The organism is Pseudomonas sp. HLS-6 (assembly GCF_002753995.1).
GTDB lineage: Bacteria > Pseudomonadota > Gammaproteobacteria > Pseudomonadales > Pseudomonadaceae > Aquipseudomonas > Aquipseudomonas defluvii.
On the sequence record NZ_CP024478.1, the window covers coordinates 3707959 to 3724453 of the forward strand.

The following is a 16495-nucleotide window of genomic DNA, read 5'->3' on the forward strand; positions in this document are numbered from 1 at the left end:
GGCCCTATCGCCGGCAGTGCCAGCGATAGCCTCGACAAACTCAATACAGCAATCAGGCGTCACGAAACAGCCAAGGCTGGCTGGCGCGATGCTTGGCTTCGAACGTCGCGATGGCATCACGGTCCTGCAGGGTCAGGCCGATATCGTCCAGGCCATTGAGCAGGCAATGCTTGCGGAACGCGTCGATCTCGAAGCTCAACACCTTGCCATCGGGACGGGTGACGGTCTGCGACTGCAAATCGACCGTCAACTGATAACCTGGCGCCGCTTCAACCTGCTTGAACAGTGCGTCGACTTCCTCATCGCTGAGGATGATCGGCAGCAAGCCGTTCTTGAAGCTGTTGTTGAAGAAGATGTCGGCATAGCTCGGCGCAATAATGGTACGGAAACCATATTCCTCAAGCGCCCACGGCGCGTGCTCACGGCTGGAACCGCAACCGAAGTTTTCCCGCGCCAGCAGCACACTGGCACCCTGATAGCGCTCATGGTTGAGCACGAAATCCTGGTTTACCGGGCGCTTGCTGTTGTCCTGGTAAGGCTGACCGACATCCAGGTAACGCCACTCGTCGAACAGATTCGGGCCGAAACCGGTGCGTTTGATCGACTTCAGGAACTGCTTGGGAATGATCTGGTCGGTGTCGACGTTGGCACGGTCCAACGGGACGACAAGGCCGGTATGCTGGGTAAAGGCTTTCATGCTGCGCTCCCTTGAATCAACTCGCGTACATCGACAAAACGACCGGTAACGGCGGCGGCCGCGGCCATTGCCGGGCTGACCAGATGGGTACGTCCGCCAGCACCCTGACGGCCCTCGAAGTTACGGTTGGAGGTCGACGCACAGTGCTCGCCCGACTCCAGACGGTCCGGGTTCATCGCCAAACACATCGAGCACCCTGGCTCACGCCATTCAAAACCGGCTTCAAGGAAGATCTTGTCCAGGCCTTCCTGCTCGGCCTGGGCTTTCACCAGGCCCGAGCCGGGCACAACGATCGCCTGCTTGATGGTCGAGGCAACCTTGCGGCCCTTGGCAATTTCAGCGGCGGCACGCAAGTCTTCGATCCGCGAGTTGGTGCAGGAACCGATAAATACGCGATCAAGCTGGATGTCGGTGATCGCCTGGTTGGCCTGCAAGCCCATGTACTTCAGGGCCCGCTCGATGGAACCGCGCTTGACCAGATCGGCCTCGGCAGCCGGATCCGGTACGCGCTGATCGACAGCAAGGACCATTTCCGGCGAGGTGCCCCAGCTGACTTGCGGCTTGATCTGCGCTGCGTCCAGTTCGACGACGGTGTCGAACACAGCATCAGCATCGGAAACCAAATCTTTCCAGGCTTCGACCGCGAGCGCCCACTGCTCGCCTTTCGGCGCATACGGGCGGCCCTTCACATACTCGACCGTCTTCTCATCGGTAGCGACCAGACCGACACGGGCACCGGCTTCAATGGCCATGTTGCAGATGGTCATGCGCCCTTCGACAGACAGGTCACGAATCGCGCTACCGGCGAACTCGATGGCATGGCCGTTACCGCCAGCGGTACCGATCTTGCCGATCACGGCCAGCACGATGTCCTTGGCAGTCACACCGAACGGCAATTGGCCTTCGACACGCACCAGCATGTTCTTCATTTTCTTGGCGACCAGGCACTGGGTAGCCAGTACGTGTTCGACCTCGGAGGTGCCAATACCATGGGCCAAGGCACCGAAAGCACCGTGGGTGGAGGTGTGCGAATCGCCGCAAACCACGGTCATGCCTGGCAGGGTCGCGCCCTGCTCCGGGCCGATCACATGGACAATGCCCTGGCGCACATCATTCATCTTGAACTCGACGATGCCATACTCGTCGCAGTTTTCATCGAGGGTCTGCACCTGCAGGCGCGACACCTGGTCGACGATGGCCTCGATGCCGCCCTTGCGCTCAGGCGTGGTCGGCACGTTATGGTCAGGCGTGGCAATGTTGGCATCGATGCGCCAGGGTTTGCGATTGGCCAGACGCAGGCCTTCGAAGGCTTGCGGCGACGTCACTTCGTGAATGATGTGACGATCGATGTAGATCAGCGCCGACCCATCGTCGCGCTGCTTGACCAAATGCGAATCCCAGAGCTTGTCGTAGAGCGTTTTGCCGGCCATCAGACTGTTCCTCATCAGCGTCTTTCTATGCCAATAACCACTTGGCTTGTACGGACGATGCTATGAGGTTAGATTGAATAACTCAAATTCATAATTTTTATACTTTGGATAACCAAAAGGAATCCGAGTAGTGGACCTGGCCAACCTCAATGCTTTTATTGCCATCGCCGAAACCGGGAGCTTTTCCGCTGCCGGCGAACGCCTGCACCTGACCCAGCCGGCCGTCAGCAAACGCATTGCCGGGCTTGAGCAACAATTGGACGTACGGCTGTTCGACCGCCTGGGTCGCGAAGTGAACCTGACCGAGGCCGGGCGTGCGCTGCTGCCGCGGGCCTACCAGATCCTCAACGTGCTGGACGACACCCGCCGCGCCTTGACCAACCTGACTGGGGAAGTCAGCGGCCGCCTGACTCTGGCCACCAGCCATCACATCGGCCTGCACCGTTTGCCGCCATTGCTGCGAGCCTTTACCCGAGCCTACCCGTCCGTCGCACTGGATATTCAGTTCCTCGACTCGGAAGTGGCCTATGAAGAAATTCTTCATGGCCGCGCCGAAATCGCCGTCATCACCCTCGCGCCCGAGCCTCACGCCCTGGTTCGCGCCGTGCCCGTCTGGGACGACCCACTGGACTTCGTCGCCGCACCCGAACACCCGCTGGCACGCAAGGGCGCGGTAAGCCTGGCCGATATCGCACACCACCCAGCGGTTTTCCCCGGCGGCAACACCTTCACCCACCATATCGTTCAGCGCCTGTTTGAAGCGCAGGGCCTTACCCCCAACATCGCCATGAGCACCAACTACCTGGAAACCATCAAGATGATGGTGTCCATCGGGCTGGCGTGGAGTGTGCTGCCACGTACTATGCTCGATGATCAGGTCGCATCCATCGCGTTGCCAGGCATACAACTGTCGCGACAACTAGGCTACATTCTGCACACTGAGCGAACGTTATCGAATGCCGCCAAAGCCTTCATGGCTTTGCTCGACAGCCATGCAGTATGACCTTGAGCCCTGGCTGAACGCTTACAGAAGGCTCTGATCCAAAGGATGTGTTACTCGCCAAAGGTCTGGTATCGATGCCCAAATCAGCAAACCGGTTTCCGCGCCTGCCCCGTATACACGCCGCCGACCCTCGGGAATCCGAGCAGACCTGGGAAAGCGCCACACAATTGCTGGCCGCTCTCAACTGCGCGCACCTGGGCGCCTGGTTCTGGGATGTGGAAAGCGGACGCCTGAGCTGGTCACGCGGAACACAGGCACTGTTCGGTTTTGACCCGCAGCAGCCACTGCCCAACGACCTCGACTATCTCGAGCTGTTGCCCGTGGAAGACCGCGCCCGCACCCTGCAGACCTTTTATGCGGTAATGGCGGGCGAGCCGCAGGACCAAGCCTTGCGCCATCGCATCCGCTGGCCGGACGGCAGCGTTCACTGGCTGGAGATCAACGGTAGCCTGACCCATGACAAACAGGGCAAGCCACAGATGATCGGGGTCATACGCGAGATTACTCGCCAGCGCGAGCGGGAAGCGGCGCTGATCAACTCCGAGAAGCGCTTCGCCACCCTGTTCCACCTCAGTCCCAACGTGATCCTGCTGACCCGACGCATCGACGGTCAGATCTATGAAGCCAATCAGCATTTTGAGAAAACCCTGGACTGGCCCTGCCACCAGGTGATCGGCAAGACCACACTGGAGCTGGGCCTGTGGGTCAATCCACAGCAACGCCATCAGGTCCTGGAGGCCACCCGCAACACCAGCGACCCCGTCACCCTGGAAGTGCAGTTTCGTGCAGGCAGCGGACAAATCCATGACGGCATACTCAGCACCCAGGGCATCGAGATGGAGGGTGTCGCCTACCTGCTCAGCACCTTTGTCGACACCACTGAACGCAAACGTGCCGAACAGGCGCTCAAGGACAGCCAGGAGCGCCTGGATCTGGCGCTGGACTCCGCGCAACTGGGTACCTGGGACTGGCACATTCCCAGCGGCATGCTCTATGGATCAGCCCGCGCCGCACAGTTGCACGGCCTTGATCCCGTACCGTTCCATGAGTCTTTCGAAGCCTTCTTCGAAGGCGTGCCCGAACAAGAACGCAGCAGCATGCGCCAGGCCTATCGCAGCCTGCGCGAAGGCCCAGCCGGCAACTACCAGATCACCTACCGTATACAGCTGGAAAATGGTACGTCGCGCTACATCGAGAGCCGCGCGCGCCTCTACCGCGACGAACAGGGTAATCCTCTGCGCATGGCCGGCACCCTGCTGGACATTACCGAACAGGTCGAACGCGAGCAGCGCCTGACCAGCTCGGAAGAAAAATTCGCCAGCCTGTTCCAGGCCAGCCCAGACCCGATTTGCGTAACCCGCCAGGACAGCGGTCAATTCTTCGAGATCAACCCGGCCTTTACCCAGACCTTTGGCTGGCAAGCCAAACAAGTACTCGGGCGCACCGCCGAACAGATCGGCCTGTGGGCCGAGTCGAGCGAACGGGCCAAGCGTATTGAACAGGTTATTCGCGATCAGGCCCTGAACAATGTCGCCGTGCTGGTCAACCATAAGGATGGCCACCCCTTGACCTGCGTAATCTCCAGCCGCCTGATCAAGGTCGACAATGAGCCGTGCAGCGTTACCACCCTGCGTGACATTACTCAGCAACAACGCGCCGAAGCCGCGCTGAAAGCCAGCGAAGAAAAATTCGCCAAAGCCTTCCACTCAAGCCCCGACGCGATCACCATCACCGAACGCGAGAGCGGCCGCTACCTGGAGGTGAACGACGGTTTCTGCCGTTTGACCGGCCACAAAGCCACCGAAGTCATTGGCCGCACATCCCTGGAGATCGGTGTCTGGGCTGACGACAAACAACGGGCAGCACTGCTTGCCGAACTGCAGGAAAAAGGACGGGTCCACCATCGAGAAATGCTCGGGCGCAACAAGCGCGGTGAAGTGCTCACCCTGGAAGTGTCGGTAGAACCCATCACGCTCAATGAAGCCGAGTGCCTGCTGCTGACCGCACGCGATGTCAGCCAACTGAAAAACGCCCAGGCGCAGATTCGCCACCTGGCCTATCACGACTCGCTGACCAATTTGCCAAACCGTGCCTTGCTGATGGACCGCCTGAGCCAACAGATCGCCTTGCTCAAACGTCACAACCTGCGCGGCGCCCTGCTGTTCCTCGACCTGGACCACTTCAAGCACATCAACGACTCGCTGGGCCATCCGGTGGGCGATACCGTACTGAAAATCATCACCGCTCGCCTGGAGGCCAGCGTGCGCCTGGAAGACACCGTGGCGCGGCTCGGCGGGGACGAATTCGTTGTCCTGATCAGCGGCCTGGAAGGTAGCCGTGAAGAGGTCGAAGACAAGGTTCGTAGCCTGGCCGACACCCTGCGAGCACTGCTGGCGGAACCGATGTCACTGGACGGACAACGCCTGCAAGTAACCCCGAGCATTGGCGTGGCACTGATTCCCGACCATGGATCGACCCCAGCCGACCTGCTCAAGCGCGCCGACATCGCCCTCTACCGCGCCAAGGACTCGGGCCGCAACACCACTCAACTGTTCCACAACACCATGCAAAAGGCCGCAAGCGAGCGCCTGCGCATGGAGAATGACCTGCGCCTTGCACTGGCACGGGGTGAACTGGCACTGCACTTCCAGCCGCAGGTCGACGCCCGCGATAACCGCATCATCGGCGCCGAGGTCTTGCTGCGCTGGCATCACCCGCAACTGGGCCAGCAACCGCCCAGCCAGTTTATCCAGGTGCTGGAAGAAAGCGGCCTGATCCTTGAAGTCGGCAGCTGGATTCTCGACGAAGCCTGCGATGCCTGCGCGCACATGCTGCAGGACGGCCTGATCGATGCCGATGAGTTCAGCCTGTGTGTCAACATCAGCCCACGGCAGTTCCGCCAGAACGACTTCGTCGAGCGGATACGCCGCAGCCTGGATGACTATGGCCTGCCCTACCGGATGCTCAAGCTGGAGATTACCGAAGGCATCGTGATCCAGAACCTGGAAGACACCATCAACAAAATGCGCGAACTCAAGACGTTTGGCGTCAGCTTCGCCATGGACGACTTCGGTACCGGCTACTCGTCACTGACCTACCTCAAACGACTGCCGGTTGATGCACTGAAAATCGACCAATCGTTCGTTCGCGACGCGCCGGTAGACCCCAACGACGCCGAGATCGTCCGCGCCATCGTCGCCATGGCCCGCAGCCTGGACCTGGCGGTGATTGCCGAAGGGGTGGAGTTGTCCGAGCAACTGGAATTTCTTGAACAGCTGGGTTGCCACCTCTACCAGGGTTACCTGCACAGCCGCCCACTGCCGCTGAACGAGTTTCGCGAACTGCTGCAGGAAGCCCCCGAGGATCGCTAAAGCCTCTGGGGGATGCAGGCTTGCCTGCGATGGCCTCGGCGCGGGGCCTGTGAGTACGCGGCGCCTGCATCGCGGGCAAGCCCCAATCCCACAGCTGGCGCGGGCTCTGTTGGAGCTGGCTTGCCTGCGATGGCCTCAGCGCGGTGCCTGTGAGTTCGCGGCGTCTGTATCGCGGGCAAGCCCGGCTCCTACAGCTGGCGCGGGCTCTGTTGGAGCTGGCTTGCCTGCGATGGCGTCGGCGGGGTCTCAGCGAGTTCGCGGCGTCTGTATCGCGGGCAAGCCCGGCTCCTACAGGCTGGCGCGGGCCCTGTTGGAGCAGGCTTACGTGCGATGGCCTCGGCGCGGTACCTGTGAGTACGCGGCGCCTGCATCGCGGGCAAGACCCAATCCCACAGCTGGCGCGGGCTCTGTTGGAGCTGGCTTGCCTGCGATGGCGTCGGTGGGGTGTCTGCGAGTGCGCGGCGTCTGTATCGCGGGCAAGACCCAATCCCACAGCTGGCGCGGGCTCTGTTGGAGCTGGCTTGCCTGCGATGGCGTCGGTGGGGTGTCTGCGAGTGCGCGGCGTTTGCATCGCGGGCAAGCCCGGCTCCTACAGGCTGGCGCGGGGCCTGTTGGAGCTGGCTTGCCTGCGATGACGTCGGTGGGGTATCTGCGAGTGCGCGGCGTCTGCATCGCGGGCAAGCCCGGCTCCTACAGGCTGGCGCGGGGCATGTTGGAGCTGGCTTGCCTGCGATGACGTCGGTGGGGTCTCAGCGAGTTCGCGGCGTCTGCATCGCGGGCAAGCCCGGCTTCCTACAGGTTGCGCGGGCCTGTTGGAGCTGGCTTGCCTGCGATGGCGTCGGTGGGGTGTCTGCGAGTGCGCGGCGTCTGCATCGCGGGCAAGCCCGGCTCCTACAGGCTGGCGTGGGCTCTGTTGGAGCTGGCTTGCCTGCGATGACGTCGGTGGGGTCTCAGCGAGTTCGCGGCGTCTGTATCGCGGGCAAGCCCGGCTCCTACAGCTGGCGCGGGCTCTGTTGGAGCTGGCTTGCCTGCGATGGCGTCGGCGGGGTCTCAGCGAGTTCGCGGCGTCTGCATCGCGGGCAAGCCCGGCTTCCTACAGCTGGCGCGGGCTCTGTTGGAGCAGGCTTGCCTGCGATGGCCTCGGCGCGGTGTCCGTTAGTTCGCGGCGTCTGTATCGCGGGCAAGACCCGCTCCTACAGCTTGCGTGGGCTCTGTTGGAGCTGGCTTGCCTGCGATGACGTCGGTGGGGTGCCTGTAAGTACGCGGCGCCTGCATCGCGGGCAAGACCCGCTCCTACAGCTGGCGCGGGCTCTGTCGGTGGGGTGTCTGCGCCAGCATGTCTGGGGCTTAAAAAAACGACCCCCCGCTAAAAGCGGGGGGTCGTGTACAGCGTGAGGGCACCCAGAGGCGCCCCTTTCATCGCCATGCGCACTCAGTTGAGTGCAGGCTGGTTCCCATTGATCGGGATACGCTTGGCCTTGGCCTCTTCCGGAACGATGCGCAGCAGGTCGATGCTGAGCAGGCCGTTGGCCAGGGCTGCGGCCTTGACCTCAATATGGTCGGCCAGCCGGAACGACAGTTTGAAAGCCCGCTGGGCAATGCCCTGATGCAGGTAGGTCACGCTTTCGGCGTTGCTGTCGCGCTTGCCGCCAACAACGGTCAAGACGCCTTTCTCCACTTGCAGGTCCAGGTCCTGCTCTTGGAAGCCGGCAGCGGCAACGACGATTCGATAGTGGTCATCGCCATGCTTTTCCACGTTGTAAGGTGGGTAGCTGCTACCCGCTTCATTACGTGCCGCCGACTCGAACAGGTCATTAAAACGGTCGAAACCAACGGAATGGCGGAACAGTGGAGCCAAAGAAAAAGCAGTCGTCATGGTACATCTCCTGATAATCAGCGAGGGATTCAACGCGACCCGAATTCGGCATCGCGTACTCCCTAGATGTGGACCCGACAAACGATTTCAAGCGCCCTCTGAAAAATTTTTCAGGCCGCCTCAGTGAACGGCATACCGAGCAATTGCCCGACGCGATCACAGTCGGTTTCCCGGCGCAGTTCGGTGAACAGCGCGGTCGCTTCGGGGTAGGTACGGGTCAGCATCGCCACCCACTGTTTCAGGCGCCCAGGTGCCGCACGTGGCGTCAGCTCGGCCCTGGCCTGGCGCCAGAAGTCCTGGAGCAACGGCATCAGCGCCTGCCAGTCCAGCGGCACAAATTCGACCCGATCGCGCTCGGCGGCGATCTGCCGCGCCAGGTCCGGCCGGGATACCAGGCCACGACCCAGCATGATGTCCTCGACACCACTGATTTCACGGCAACGTCGCCAGTCTTCCAGGGTCCAGACCTCACCGTTGGCAAACACCGGCACCTTGACCACGTCCTGCACCCGCGCCACCCACTCCCAATGGGCAGGCGGCTTGTAGCCATCCACCTTGGTGCGCGCATGCACCACCAGGTGCGCCGAACCGCCTTCGGCCAGCGCCGTGGCGCAGTCAAGCGCACCGTCCGGGCTGTCAAAACCCAGGCGCATCTTCGAGGTCACCGGAATATGCGCCGGCACTGCCCGCCGCACCTCGCGAACAATGGCGTGCAGCAGCTCAGGCTCCTTGAGCAATACTGCGCCGCCACGCGACTTGTTCACCGTCTTGGCCGGGCAACCAAAGTTCAGGTCAATCACCGGCGCGCCAAGCTCACAGGCCAACGCGGCGTTCTCGGCCAGGCACACCGGGTCGGAACCCAGCAATTGCACGCGCAGCGGTACGCCGGCTGCGGTTTGCGCACCCAAGGCCAACTCAGGCGCCATCTTGTGGAAATGCGCAGCCGGCAACAAACGGTCGCAGACCCGAATGAACTCAGTGACACACCAGTCGATGCCGCCAACCCGGGTCAGGACGTCGCGCAGAATGTTGTCGACCAGCCCCTCCATGGGGGCCAGGGCAATTTGCATAGGTTGCGTCTCGAGCGAAGAAGGCGCGCAGTCTAGCAAAAAGCCGGGTCTATCGGGCCCCGGCCATCAGCGCCTGACCATACCCCTCAAGAAACTCTGCGGGCATGCGCTTAGGCTTGCCTGTGGACAACTCGATGCAGACAAAGGTGGTCTGCGCCCGTAGCAAGGTGGCGCCATCGCTGGGACGCACCAACTGAAAACGACGTGTCATTTTCAGGCGCTGATCCCAATCGACGATCCAGGTCGCCAACTGCAACTCATCGTCCTGATACGCACTGGCCAGGTAATCGATTTCATGCCGAACCACAGCCATCGCCCGGTCAAGTCGCCGATACTCGACCAGATCCAGGCCCAGGCGCTGCGAATGGCGCCAGGCGCAACGCTCCAGCCAGGTCACATAGACCGCGTTATTGGCATGACCAAGGCCATCGATGTCTTCTGCGCCAACGCGCAGGTCGATGACGAATGGTGTTTCAAGATCCCAACTCATGCCCGCTCCAGGTGCTAGGTAGACCGACAGAGTGTAACGGATGCTCAGGCCGATTGGCGCGCCGCCAAGGTAATGCGCTCAAGCAATGCCAATACCGCCTCGATGAACAGAGGTGCGGACAACACCCGTTGATGCCCACCCTCAGGCAACAGCAACAAGCGACTGTCAAACCAGGCGTCATGAATGACCTGTGCTTCACTGGGCGAAATCCGCTCGTCGTTCTGCGCATGCACGATCAACCCGGGCAGCTCGAGCTGATAGCCGTTAACGTCAAGCCGCGACACCTGCACACCGACATCCCGCTCAACCTGCCGAATGAACGCGGCTCGCGCCCGCGACGGCATGCCCAGATGCTGGGCAAAACCTCGCAGCACCTCAAGCAGACGCGCCGGGGCTGCCACACTCACCGCGGCATCAGCGCGCAAGCCCCACTGCAACGCCAGCAGCACGCTGGCACCGCCCATCGAGTGCCCGATCACCGCGTGCAACGGTGGCAGCTCGGCGGCAGCTTCCAACAAAGCTCGGGCGAACAGCACCACATGCGCCTGCTGCCCAGGGGAATGGCCATGGGCCGGCCCATCCAGCGCCACCACCGTATACCCGGCCGCCACCAGCGCCTGGATCAAATGCGCGAACTGAGTGGGCCTGCCTTCCCAGCCGTGCATCAACAGTACCGCTGGCCCCTGCCCCCAACGCAGTGCTGAAAGCCCGAACCGCAGGGTTATCCGCTCGGCACTGGCCAGCAGCGGCAACTCCCAGGCCTTGGGCGGCAGGTTGCGCGGGGTCATGAAGGCCTGGCGCATCGTGCTCGCCACACGCTCAGGCACCAGCCGGCCAAGGGTACCGTTCACACCACGAATCCAGCTCAAACGGCTCATCGCTTTGCTCCTGTTACACGATCAGATCACCGCCGACTTGGCGGCACGCAGGACACGGTCAGACAGCTCATCGGTACCAAGCGCACGCGCCAATGCCAGACCACCCACCATCAAGGCCAGATCAGCCAGGACCTTGTCGGCGTCCTCAGGACGATCGGCCAGTTGAACCATCATCAGCTCGATGTGCTCGGCCAGGACCTGACGGAAGCTGTCGGGCAAGCGCGTCATTTCGCTCAAGGAAGTGGGCAGCGGGCATGCATGCTCGGTCGCATCTCGGTGCTTACGTGACAGGTAGAATGCCGCCACCAGGGCCCGACGGCCTTCACCATCAAGTGCCGGATCGACCTGTGCCAGCAAGGATCGACGCTCGCCCAACAACTGGCGAAAGGCCTCGAGCATCAACGCATCCTTGCTTTCGAAATGAGCATAAAAACCACCGACGGTAAGCCCAGCCGCCCCCATCACCTGGTTGACGCTAGGCTCTACCGGACCGTGCTGAATCAACGCACTGCAAGCGGCGTCGAGAATCCGATCGCGGGTCTTGGCCTTCTTGTCGTTCATGGCACATCTCAAAATATTATGATCGAAATATTATATACATAATATTTTTTGGCAAGCAAAAAAGCCCGCCGCTCATCGCGCCAGGCTTAAAACTTTTTTTTCGGAACAAAAACAAAAGGCTCATTCAATAATCGAATGAGCCTTGAAATCCCGCAAAGCGGGTAAATTGGCGTCCCCTAGGGGACTCGAACCCCTGTTACCGCCGTGAAAGGGCGGTGTCCTAGGCCACTAGACGAAGGGGACATGTAACCTTCGTGCAGATCCGTTTTCACGAATCCTGGCAAAATTGGTGGAGCTAAGCGGGATCGAACCGCTGACCTCCTGCATGCCATGCAGGCGCTCTCCCAGCTGAGCTATAGCCCCAGATTTTTCGCCTCGCGGCGCAGCGACCTCTTACGACATCGCTTGTGTAAAACTGGCGTCCCCTAGGGGACTCGAACCCCTGTTACCGCCGTGAAAGGGCGGTGTCCTAGGCCACTAGACGAAGGGGACGCAACCCTTCTACCAATCGATCAGACTTCATCCTGATCGTATTCGCAGTTATACAACAACTACGAATCTGGAAATTGGTGGAGCTAAGCGGGATCGAACCGCTGACCTCCTGCATGCCATGCAGGCGCTCTCCCAGCTGAGCTATAGCCCCACAAGTCGCTTTGAACTGAATCGCTGGGCTGGGTGCTTCGCGCTTCGTTTCGTTCATCGCTGTGGACGGGGCGCATATTAAGATCGGATCAAAGACCTGTCAAATAAATTTTCAACAAAATCCAAAGTTTTTTTCCGAGATAACAAACACTTACCGCCCTCACCGGGAAAACACCCGGTAATTCAGGGGTGTACGCCCCGTGAGGCCGGGGTTGCCGGCGCCACAGGGGCGTTATGCAAGGCAGCACGCTTACGCGATGGACGCGAACAGCTTCTCCCACTCCTTGTTTTCTTTCTTCGACACACCACCCAGCAGGTCCAGCGCCTGGCGCAAGCGGTAGCGGGTCAGGTCCGGGCCAAGGATTTCCATGGCGTCGAGCACCGAGACCGAACTGGCCTGACCGGTAATCGCGGCAAACATCAGCGGCATGGCATCGCGCAGTTTAAGCTCCAACGCCTCGACCACGGACTGAATGCAGCCGGTGATGCGATCCTTTTCCCACTGACGCAGGCTTTCCAGTTTCCACAGGATCAACTGCATCAGTTGACGAACCTGATCAGCGGACAGTTTCTTGTGCTCGAACAGCGTCGCATCGAGCTTCAGACCACCTTCAAAGAAGAACCCGCCCAGTGGCGCGATCTGGCTGAAGGTTTCCACCCTGCCCTGCACGTGCGGTGCGATCTTCATCATGTAATCGCTGTTGAAGGCCCACTGCTGAACGCGAGCAGCAAACTCCTCGACCGGCAGATCGCGCAACCACTGACCGTTGAGCCAGGACAGCTTCTCGATATCGAAGATCGGCCCACCCAGGGAAACCCGCGACAGATCGAAATGCTCGACCATCTCGGCCAGGGAGAACTTCTCACGCTCGTCCGGCATCGACCAGCCCATGCGCCCCAGGTAGTTGAGCATGGCCTCGGGCATGAAGCCCATACGCTCGTAGAACGTCACCGAGGTCGGGTTCTTGCGCTTGGACAGCTTGCTCTTGTCCGGGTTACGCAGCAGCGGCATGTAGCACAGCACCGGCTGCTCCCAGCCGAAGTACTCATAGAGCTTGATCAGCTTCGGTGCCGAGGGCAGCCACTCTTCACCGCGCAAGACGTGGGTGATGCCCATCAGGTGGTCATCGACGACGTTGGCCAGGAAGTAGGTCGGCAGGCCATCGGTCTTCATCAAGACCTGCATGTCCATACGGTCCCACGGGATTTCGACGTCGCCACGGAGCATGTCCGGCACCACGCAGACACCTTCGGTCGGTACCTTCATGCGGATAACGTGAGGCTCGCCCGCGGCCAGACGGCGCTGTACTTCCTCAGGCGAGAGCAGCAAGGCGCGACCGTCATAACGCGGCGTCTCGCCACGCGCGATCTGCTCGGCACGCATCTGGTCCAGTTCTTCGGCGGTGCAGAAGCACGGGAAGGCGTGCCCCATGTCGACCAGTTGTTGAGCGTACTGCTTGTAGATATCGCCACGCTCACTCTGCCGGTAAGGGCCGTGCGGGCCACCGACGTCCGGCCCCTCGCTCCACTCGATACCGAGCCAGCGCAGGGCGTCGAAGATCTGCTGCTCGGACTCACGGGTCGATCGCAGTTGGTCGGTATCTTCGATACGCAGGATGAACTCACCGCCGTGCTGCTTGGCAAAGCAGTAGTTGAACAGGGCGATGTAAGCGGTGCCGACATGGGGATCGCCAGTCGGCGATGGCGCGATTCGCGTGCGAACGGTGGTCATTGAGAGTCTCGAACAAGAGATGAAACAAAGGCTGGATGTTAACAGGGAGCGGGCACTCGGCTCCAGCAATGGGCGCGATCGTCACTTGTGCCAGCGGATCCAAACGCTGTTAAATCTGCTTACATTTTTAGAACGATCGTACCCATGCCTGCCCAACTCAAACGTCGCCTGCTGATTTTCTTCACGCTGGCTCTGCTCATCGCCCTCGCCTTCCTGGCGCACTGGTACCTCAAGGGACGCTTCTACGAAACCACCGACAACGCCTATGTTCAAGGTGAAATCACGCGTATTTCCAGCCAACTTGGCGCACGTATCGACGAGGTACTGGTCGAGGACAACCAACGGGTGGAGAAAGGCCAGGTACTGGTTCGCCTGGAACGTGACGACTTCGACCTGGCGGTGGAACACGCTCGCGCCAACCTCGCGACACGAGAGGCCGAGCGCTTGCAAGCCGAAAGCCGCCTGACCCAACAAGCCAGCCTGATCGCCGCAGGGCAAGCACAGGTTGCCGCCAACGAAGCCACGCTCGGGCGCACCCAATTGGACCTCAATCGGGCAGAAGCACTGCGTAAACCCGGTTTTGTCTCGGAGGAGCGCGTTACCACGCTGTCAGCGGAAAGCCATGTCGCACGTTCCCAGGTGAGCAAGGCCCAGGCTGACCTGCAGGGCCAGCGCCAACAGGTCAACGCCCTCAGTGCCGAGATCAAACGCCTCGACGCACAGATCGCCAGTGCCCGCGCCGAGCTGGCCCAGGCCGAACTGAACCTGACGCGCAGCGAAATCCATGCGCCGATCAGCGGCTTTATCGGGCAACGTGCCGCGCGCAATGGCCAATATGTGCAGGCCGGCGCCTACCTGCTGTCGATCGTTCCAGACCAGGACATCTGGGTTCAGGCCAACTTCAAGGAAACCCAGATCGGCAAGATGCAACCCGGCCAGCGCGCCGAACTGCGCTTCGACAGCTACCCGGATACGCCGATCGAAGCCCGGATCGACAGTCTGTTCGCAGCCTCTGGCGCCCAGTTCAGCCTGCTGCCACCGGACAACGCCACTGGCAACTTCACCAAGGTGGTTCAGCGCATTCCGGTGAAACTGACCTTCGCTCCAGACAACGCACTGCACGGCAAGATTCGGCCTGGCATGTCTGTCACTGCCACAGTCGACCTGCGCAGCACCGGCAACCCTGACAATGGCCGGTGACGCCTTGATCCGCCCCATCGGCGAACCGAGCCGACGGGACTGGATTGCCGTCATGAGCGCGATGCTTGGCGCGTTCATGGCGGTGCTGGACATCCAGATCACCAACGCCTCGCTCCAAGATATCCAGGGGGCGCTGTCAGCGACCCTGGAAGAAGGCTCCTGGATTTCCACCTCGTATCTGGTCGCGGAAATCATCATGATTCCGCTCACCGCGTGGCTGGTACAACTGCTTTCGGCTCGACGCCTGGCGACCTGGGTATCGCTGGGCTTTCTGGGGTCATCCTTGCTGTGTTCGATGGCCTGGAACCTGGAAAGCATGATCATCTTTCGTGCAATGCAGGGCTTCACCGGCGGCGCACTTATCCCGCTGGCTTTCAGCCTCACCCTGATCAAGCTACCGGAACACCACCGCGCCAAGGGCATGGCCATGTTTGCCATGACCGCCACCTTCGCGCCCTCCATCGGCCCGACACTGGGCGGCTGGCTGACCGAAAACTGGGGCTGGGAATACATCTTCTATATCAACATCCCGCCCGGGCTGCTGATGATTGCCGGCATGCTCTATGGCCTGGAGAAAAAGGCGTCGCACTGGGAGCTGCTAAAAAGCACCGACTACGCAGGCATCGTCAGCCTGGGTATAGGCCTGGGCTGCCTGCAGGTCTTCCTGGAGGAAGGTCACCGCAAAGACTGGCTCGAATCGAGCCTGATCGTCAGCCTGCTCAGCATCGCCACCTTCAGCCTGATTACCTTTGTCATTCTGCAGTTTTCCAAACCCAACCCGCTGATCAACCTGCGCATCCTTGGCAACCGTAATTTTGGCCTGTGCAGTATTGCCAGCCTCGGCATGGGCTTTGGCTTGTATGGCTCGGTCTACCTGCTGCCGCTGTACCTGGCGCAAATTCAGCACTACAACGCCCTGCAGATCGGTGAAGTCATCATGTGGATGGGCATCCCCCAGCTGTTTCTGATTCCGCTGGTTCCACAATTGATGAAGGTGATTTCGCCAAAAATCCTCTGCACGCTGGGCTTTGCCCTGTTCGGCATCGCCAGCTTCAGCTCCGGGGTACTGAACCCGGACTTTGCCGGCAGTCAGTTCAACCAGATCCAGATCATCCGCGCCCTCGGCCAACCGATGATCATGGTGACCATTTCGCTGATTGCTACCGCTTACATCCTGCCCCAGGACGCGGGCTCGGCATCGAGCCTGTTCAATATCCTGCGCAACCTCGGGGGTGCCATCGGCATTGCCCTGCTGGCAACCTTGCTGGACGCCCGCACCAAGGTCTACTTCGACTATTTGCGCGAATCACTGGTGCCCAGCAATCCGCAGGTTGCCGAACGCCTGGGGTTGCTCGCGGAGAAGCTGGGCAGTGAAACCGCAGCATTGGGCAAGCTCAGCGAGATCACCCATCAGCAGGCGCAAATCATGGCCTACAACGATGCGTTCCACTGGGTTGGGCTCGGGTTGGCAATCAGCATGCTGGCGGTCCTGCTGACACGTAAACTGCCAGCAGGACTCAAGGCCGGGGAAGCACACTGACCTGT

General features: G+C 60.9%; 12 protein-coding genes and 4 tRNA genes. 4 read left to right on the forward strand and 12 right to left on the reverse strand.

The window, feature by feature from the left end:
• Nucleotides 1–52: 52 nt before the first annotated feature.
• Both leuD and leuC read right to left on the reverse strand, forming a co-directional pair.
• The gene (leuD, locus tag CS390_RS17315) at nucleotides 53–697 is read right to left on the reverse strand and encodes a 3-isopropylmalate dehydratase small subunit (RefSeq protein ID WP_065760966.1); all 645 of its coding nucleotides are present in this window, start codon (nucleotides 695–697) and stop codon (nucleotides 53–55) included.
• Nucleotides 694–2127, reverse strand: a complete 1434-nt coding sequence (gene leuC / locus CS390_RS17320; RefSeq protein WP_065760965.1) for a 3-isopropylmalate dehydratase large subunit — start codon at nucleotides 2125–2127, stop codon at nucleotides 694–696. Before leuC ends, leuD begins: the two co-directional genes overlap by 4 nt.
• Nucleotides 2128–2257: 130 nt before the next feature.
• On the opposite strand from leuC, the gene CS390_RS17325 reads away from it, so the two are divergent.
• Both CS390_RS17325 and CS390_RS17330 read left to right on the forward strand, forming a co-directional pair.
• On the forward strand, nucleotides 2258–3130 hold the full coding sequence (locus CS390_RS17325; protein WP_065760964.1) for a LysR family transcriptional regulator: 873 nt from the start codon (nucleotides 2258–2260) through the stop codon (nucleotides 3128–3130).
• A gap of 74 nt (nucleotides 3131–3204) precedes the next feature.
• A complete protein-coding gene (locus tag CS390_RS17330) occupies nucleotides 3205–6501 on the forward strand; it encodes a PAS domain S-box protein (RefSeq protein WP_099775445.1) in 3297 nt (1098 codons plus the stop codon).
• A 1432-nt stretch (nucleotides 6502–7933) separates the two neighbouring features.
• Here the strand turns inward: CS390_RS17330 and CS390_RS17335 are convergent.
• From CS390_RS17335 to gltX, 10 genes are all read right to left on the reverse strand, one after another.
• Nucleotides 7934–8377 carry an Hsp20 family protein gene (locus CS390_RS17335; protein ID WP_099775446.1) on the reverse strand — a complete coding sequence of 148 codons (444 nt, stop codon included), beginning with the start codon at nucleotides 8375–8377 and terminating at the stop codon, nucleotides 7934–7936.
• Between the two features lie 110 nt (nucleotides 8378–8487).
• Nucleotides 8488–9447 (reverse strand): tRNA-dihydrouridine synthase, encoded by a 960-nt coding sequence (locus CS390_RS17340; protein ID WP_099775447.1) that lies wholly within the window; start codon nucleotides 9445–9447, stop codon nucleotides 8488–8490.
• 49 nt (nucleotides 9448–9496) lie between these two features.
• Nucleotides 9497–9937, reverse strand: a complete 441-nt coding sequence (locus CS390_RS17345; RefSeq protein ID WP_065761957.1) for a thioesterase family protein — start codon at nucleotides 9935–9937, stop codon at nucleotides 9497–9499.
• Nucleotides 9938–9981: 44 nt separating this feature from the next.
• Nucleotides 9982–10815, reverse strand: a complete 834-nt coding sequence (locus CS390_RS17350; RefSeq protein ID WP_099775448.1) for a S9 family peptidase — start codon at nucleotides 10813–10815, stop codon at nucleotides 9982–9984.
• A 21-nt stretch (nucleotides 10816–10836) separates the two neighbouring features.
• Nucleotides 10837–11376 (reverse strand): TetR/AcrR family transcriptional regulator, encoded by a 540-nt coding sequence (locus CS390_RS17355; RefSeq protein WP_099775449.1) that lies wholly within the window; start codon nucleotides 11374–11376, stop codon nucleotides 10837–10839.
• A gap of 167 nt (nucleotides 11377–11543) precedes the next feature.
• Nucleotides 11544–11619, reverse strand: a tRNA-Glu gene (locus CS390_RS17360).
• A 44-nt stretch (nucleotides 11620–11663) separates the two neighbouring features.
• Nucleotides 11664–11739: transfer RNA gene (locus tag CS390_RS17365), tRNA-Ala, on the reverse strand.
• Between the two features lie 53 nt (nucleotides 11740–11792).
• Nucleotides 11793–11868, reverse strand: a tRNA-Glu gene (locus CS390_RS17370).
• Nucleotides 11869–11943: 75 nt separating this feature from the next.
• Nucleotides 11944–12019, reverse strand: a tRNA-Ala gene (locus CS390_RS17375).
• Nucleotides 12020–12268: 249 nt separating this feature from the next.
• Complete coding sequence (gene gltX, locus CS390_RS17380; protein WP_099775450.1) at nucleotides 12269–13750, reverse strand: glutamate--tRNA ligase; 1482 nt, start codon at nucleotides 13748–13750, stop codon at nucleotides 12269–12271.
• Nucleotides 13751–13894: 144 nt separating this feature from the next.
• On the opposite strand from gltX, the gene CS390_RS17385 reads away from it, so the two are divergent.
• Both CS390_RS17385 and CS390_RS17390 read left to right on the forward strand, forming a co-directional pair.
• Nucleotides 13895–14950, forward strand: a complete 1056-nt coding sequence (locus CS390_RS17385) for an HlyD family secretion protein (RefSeq protein WP_065761488.1) — start codon at nucleotides 13895–13897, stop codon at nucleotides 14948–14950.
• Nucleotides 14940–16490, forward strand: coding sequence for an MDR family MFS transporter (locus CS390_RS17390; RefSeq protein WP_099775451.1), 1551 nt, complete (start codon nucleotides 14940–14942; stop codon nucleotides 16488–16490). Before CS390_RS17385 ends, CS390_RS17390 begins: the two co-directional genes overlap by 11 nt.
• The last annotated feature ends 5 nt before the right edge of the window (nucleotides 16491–16495 follow it).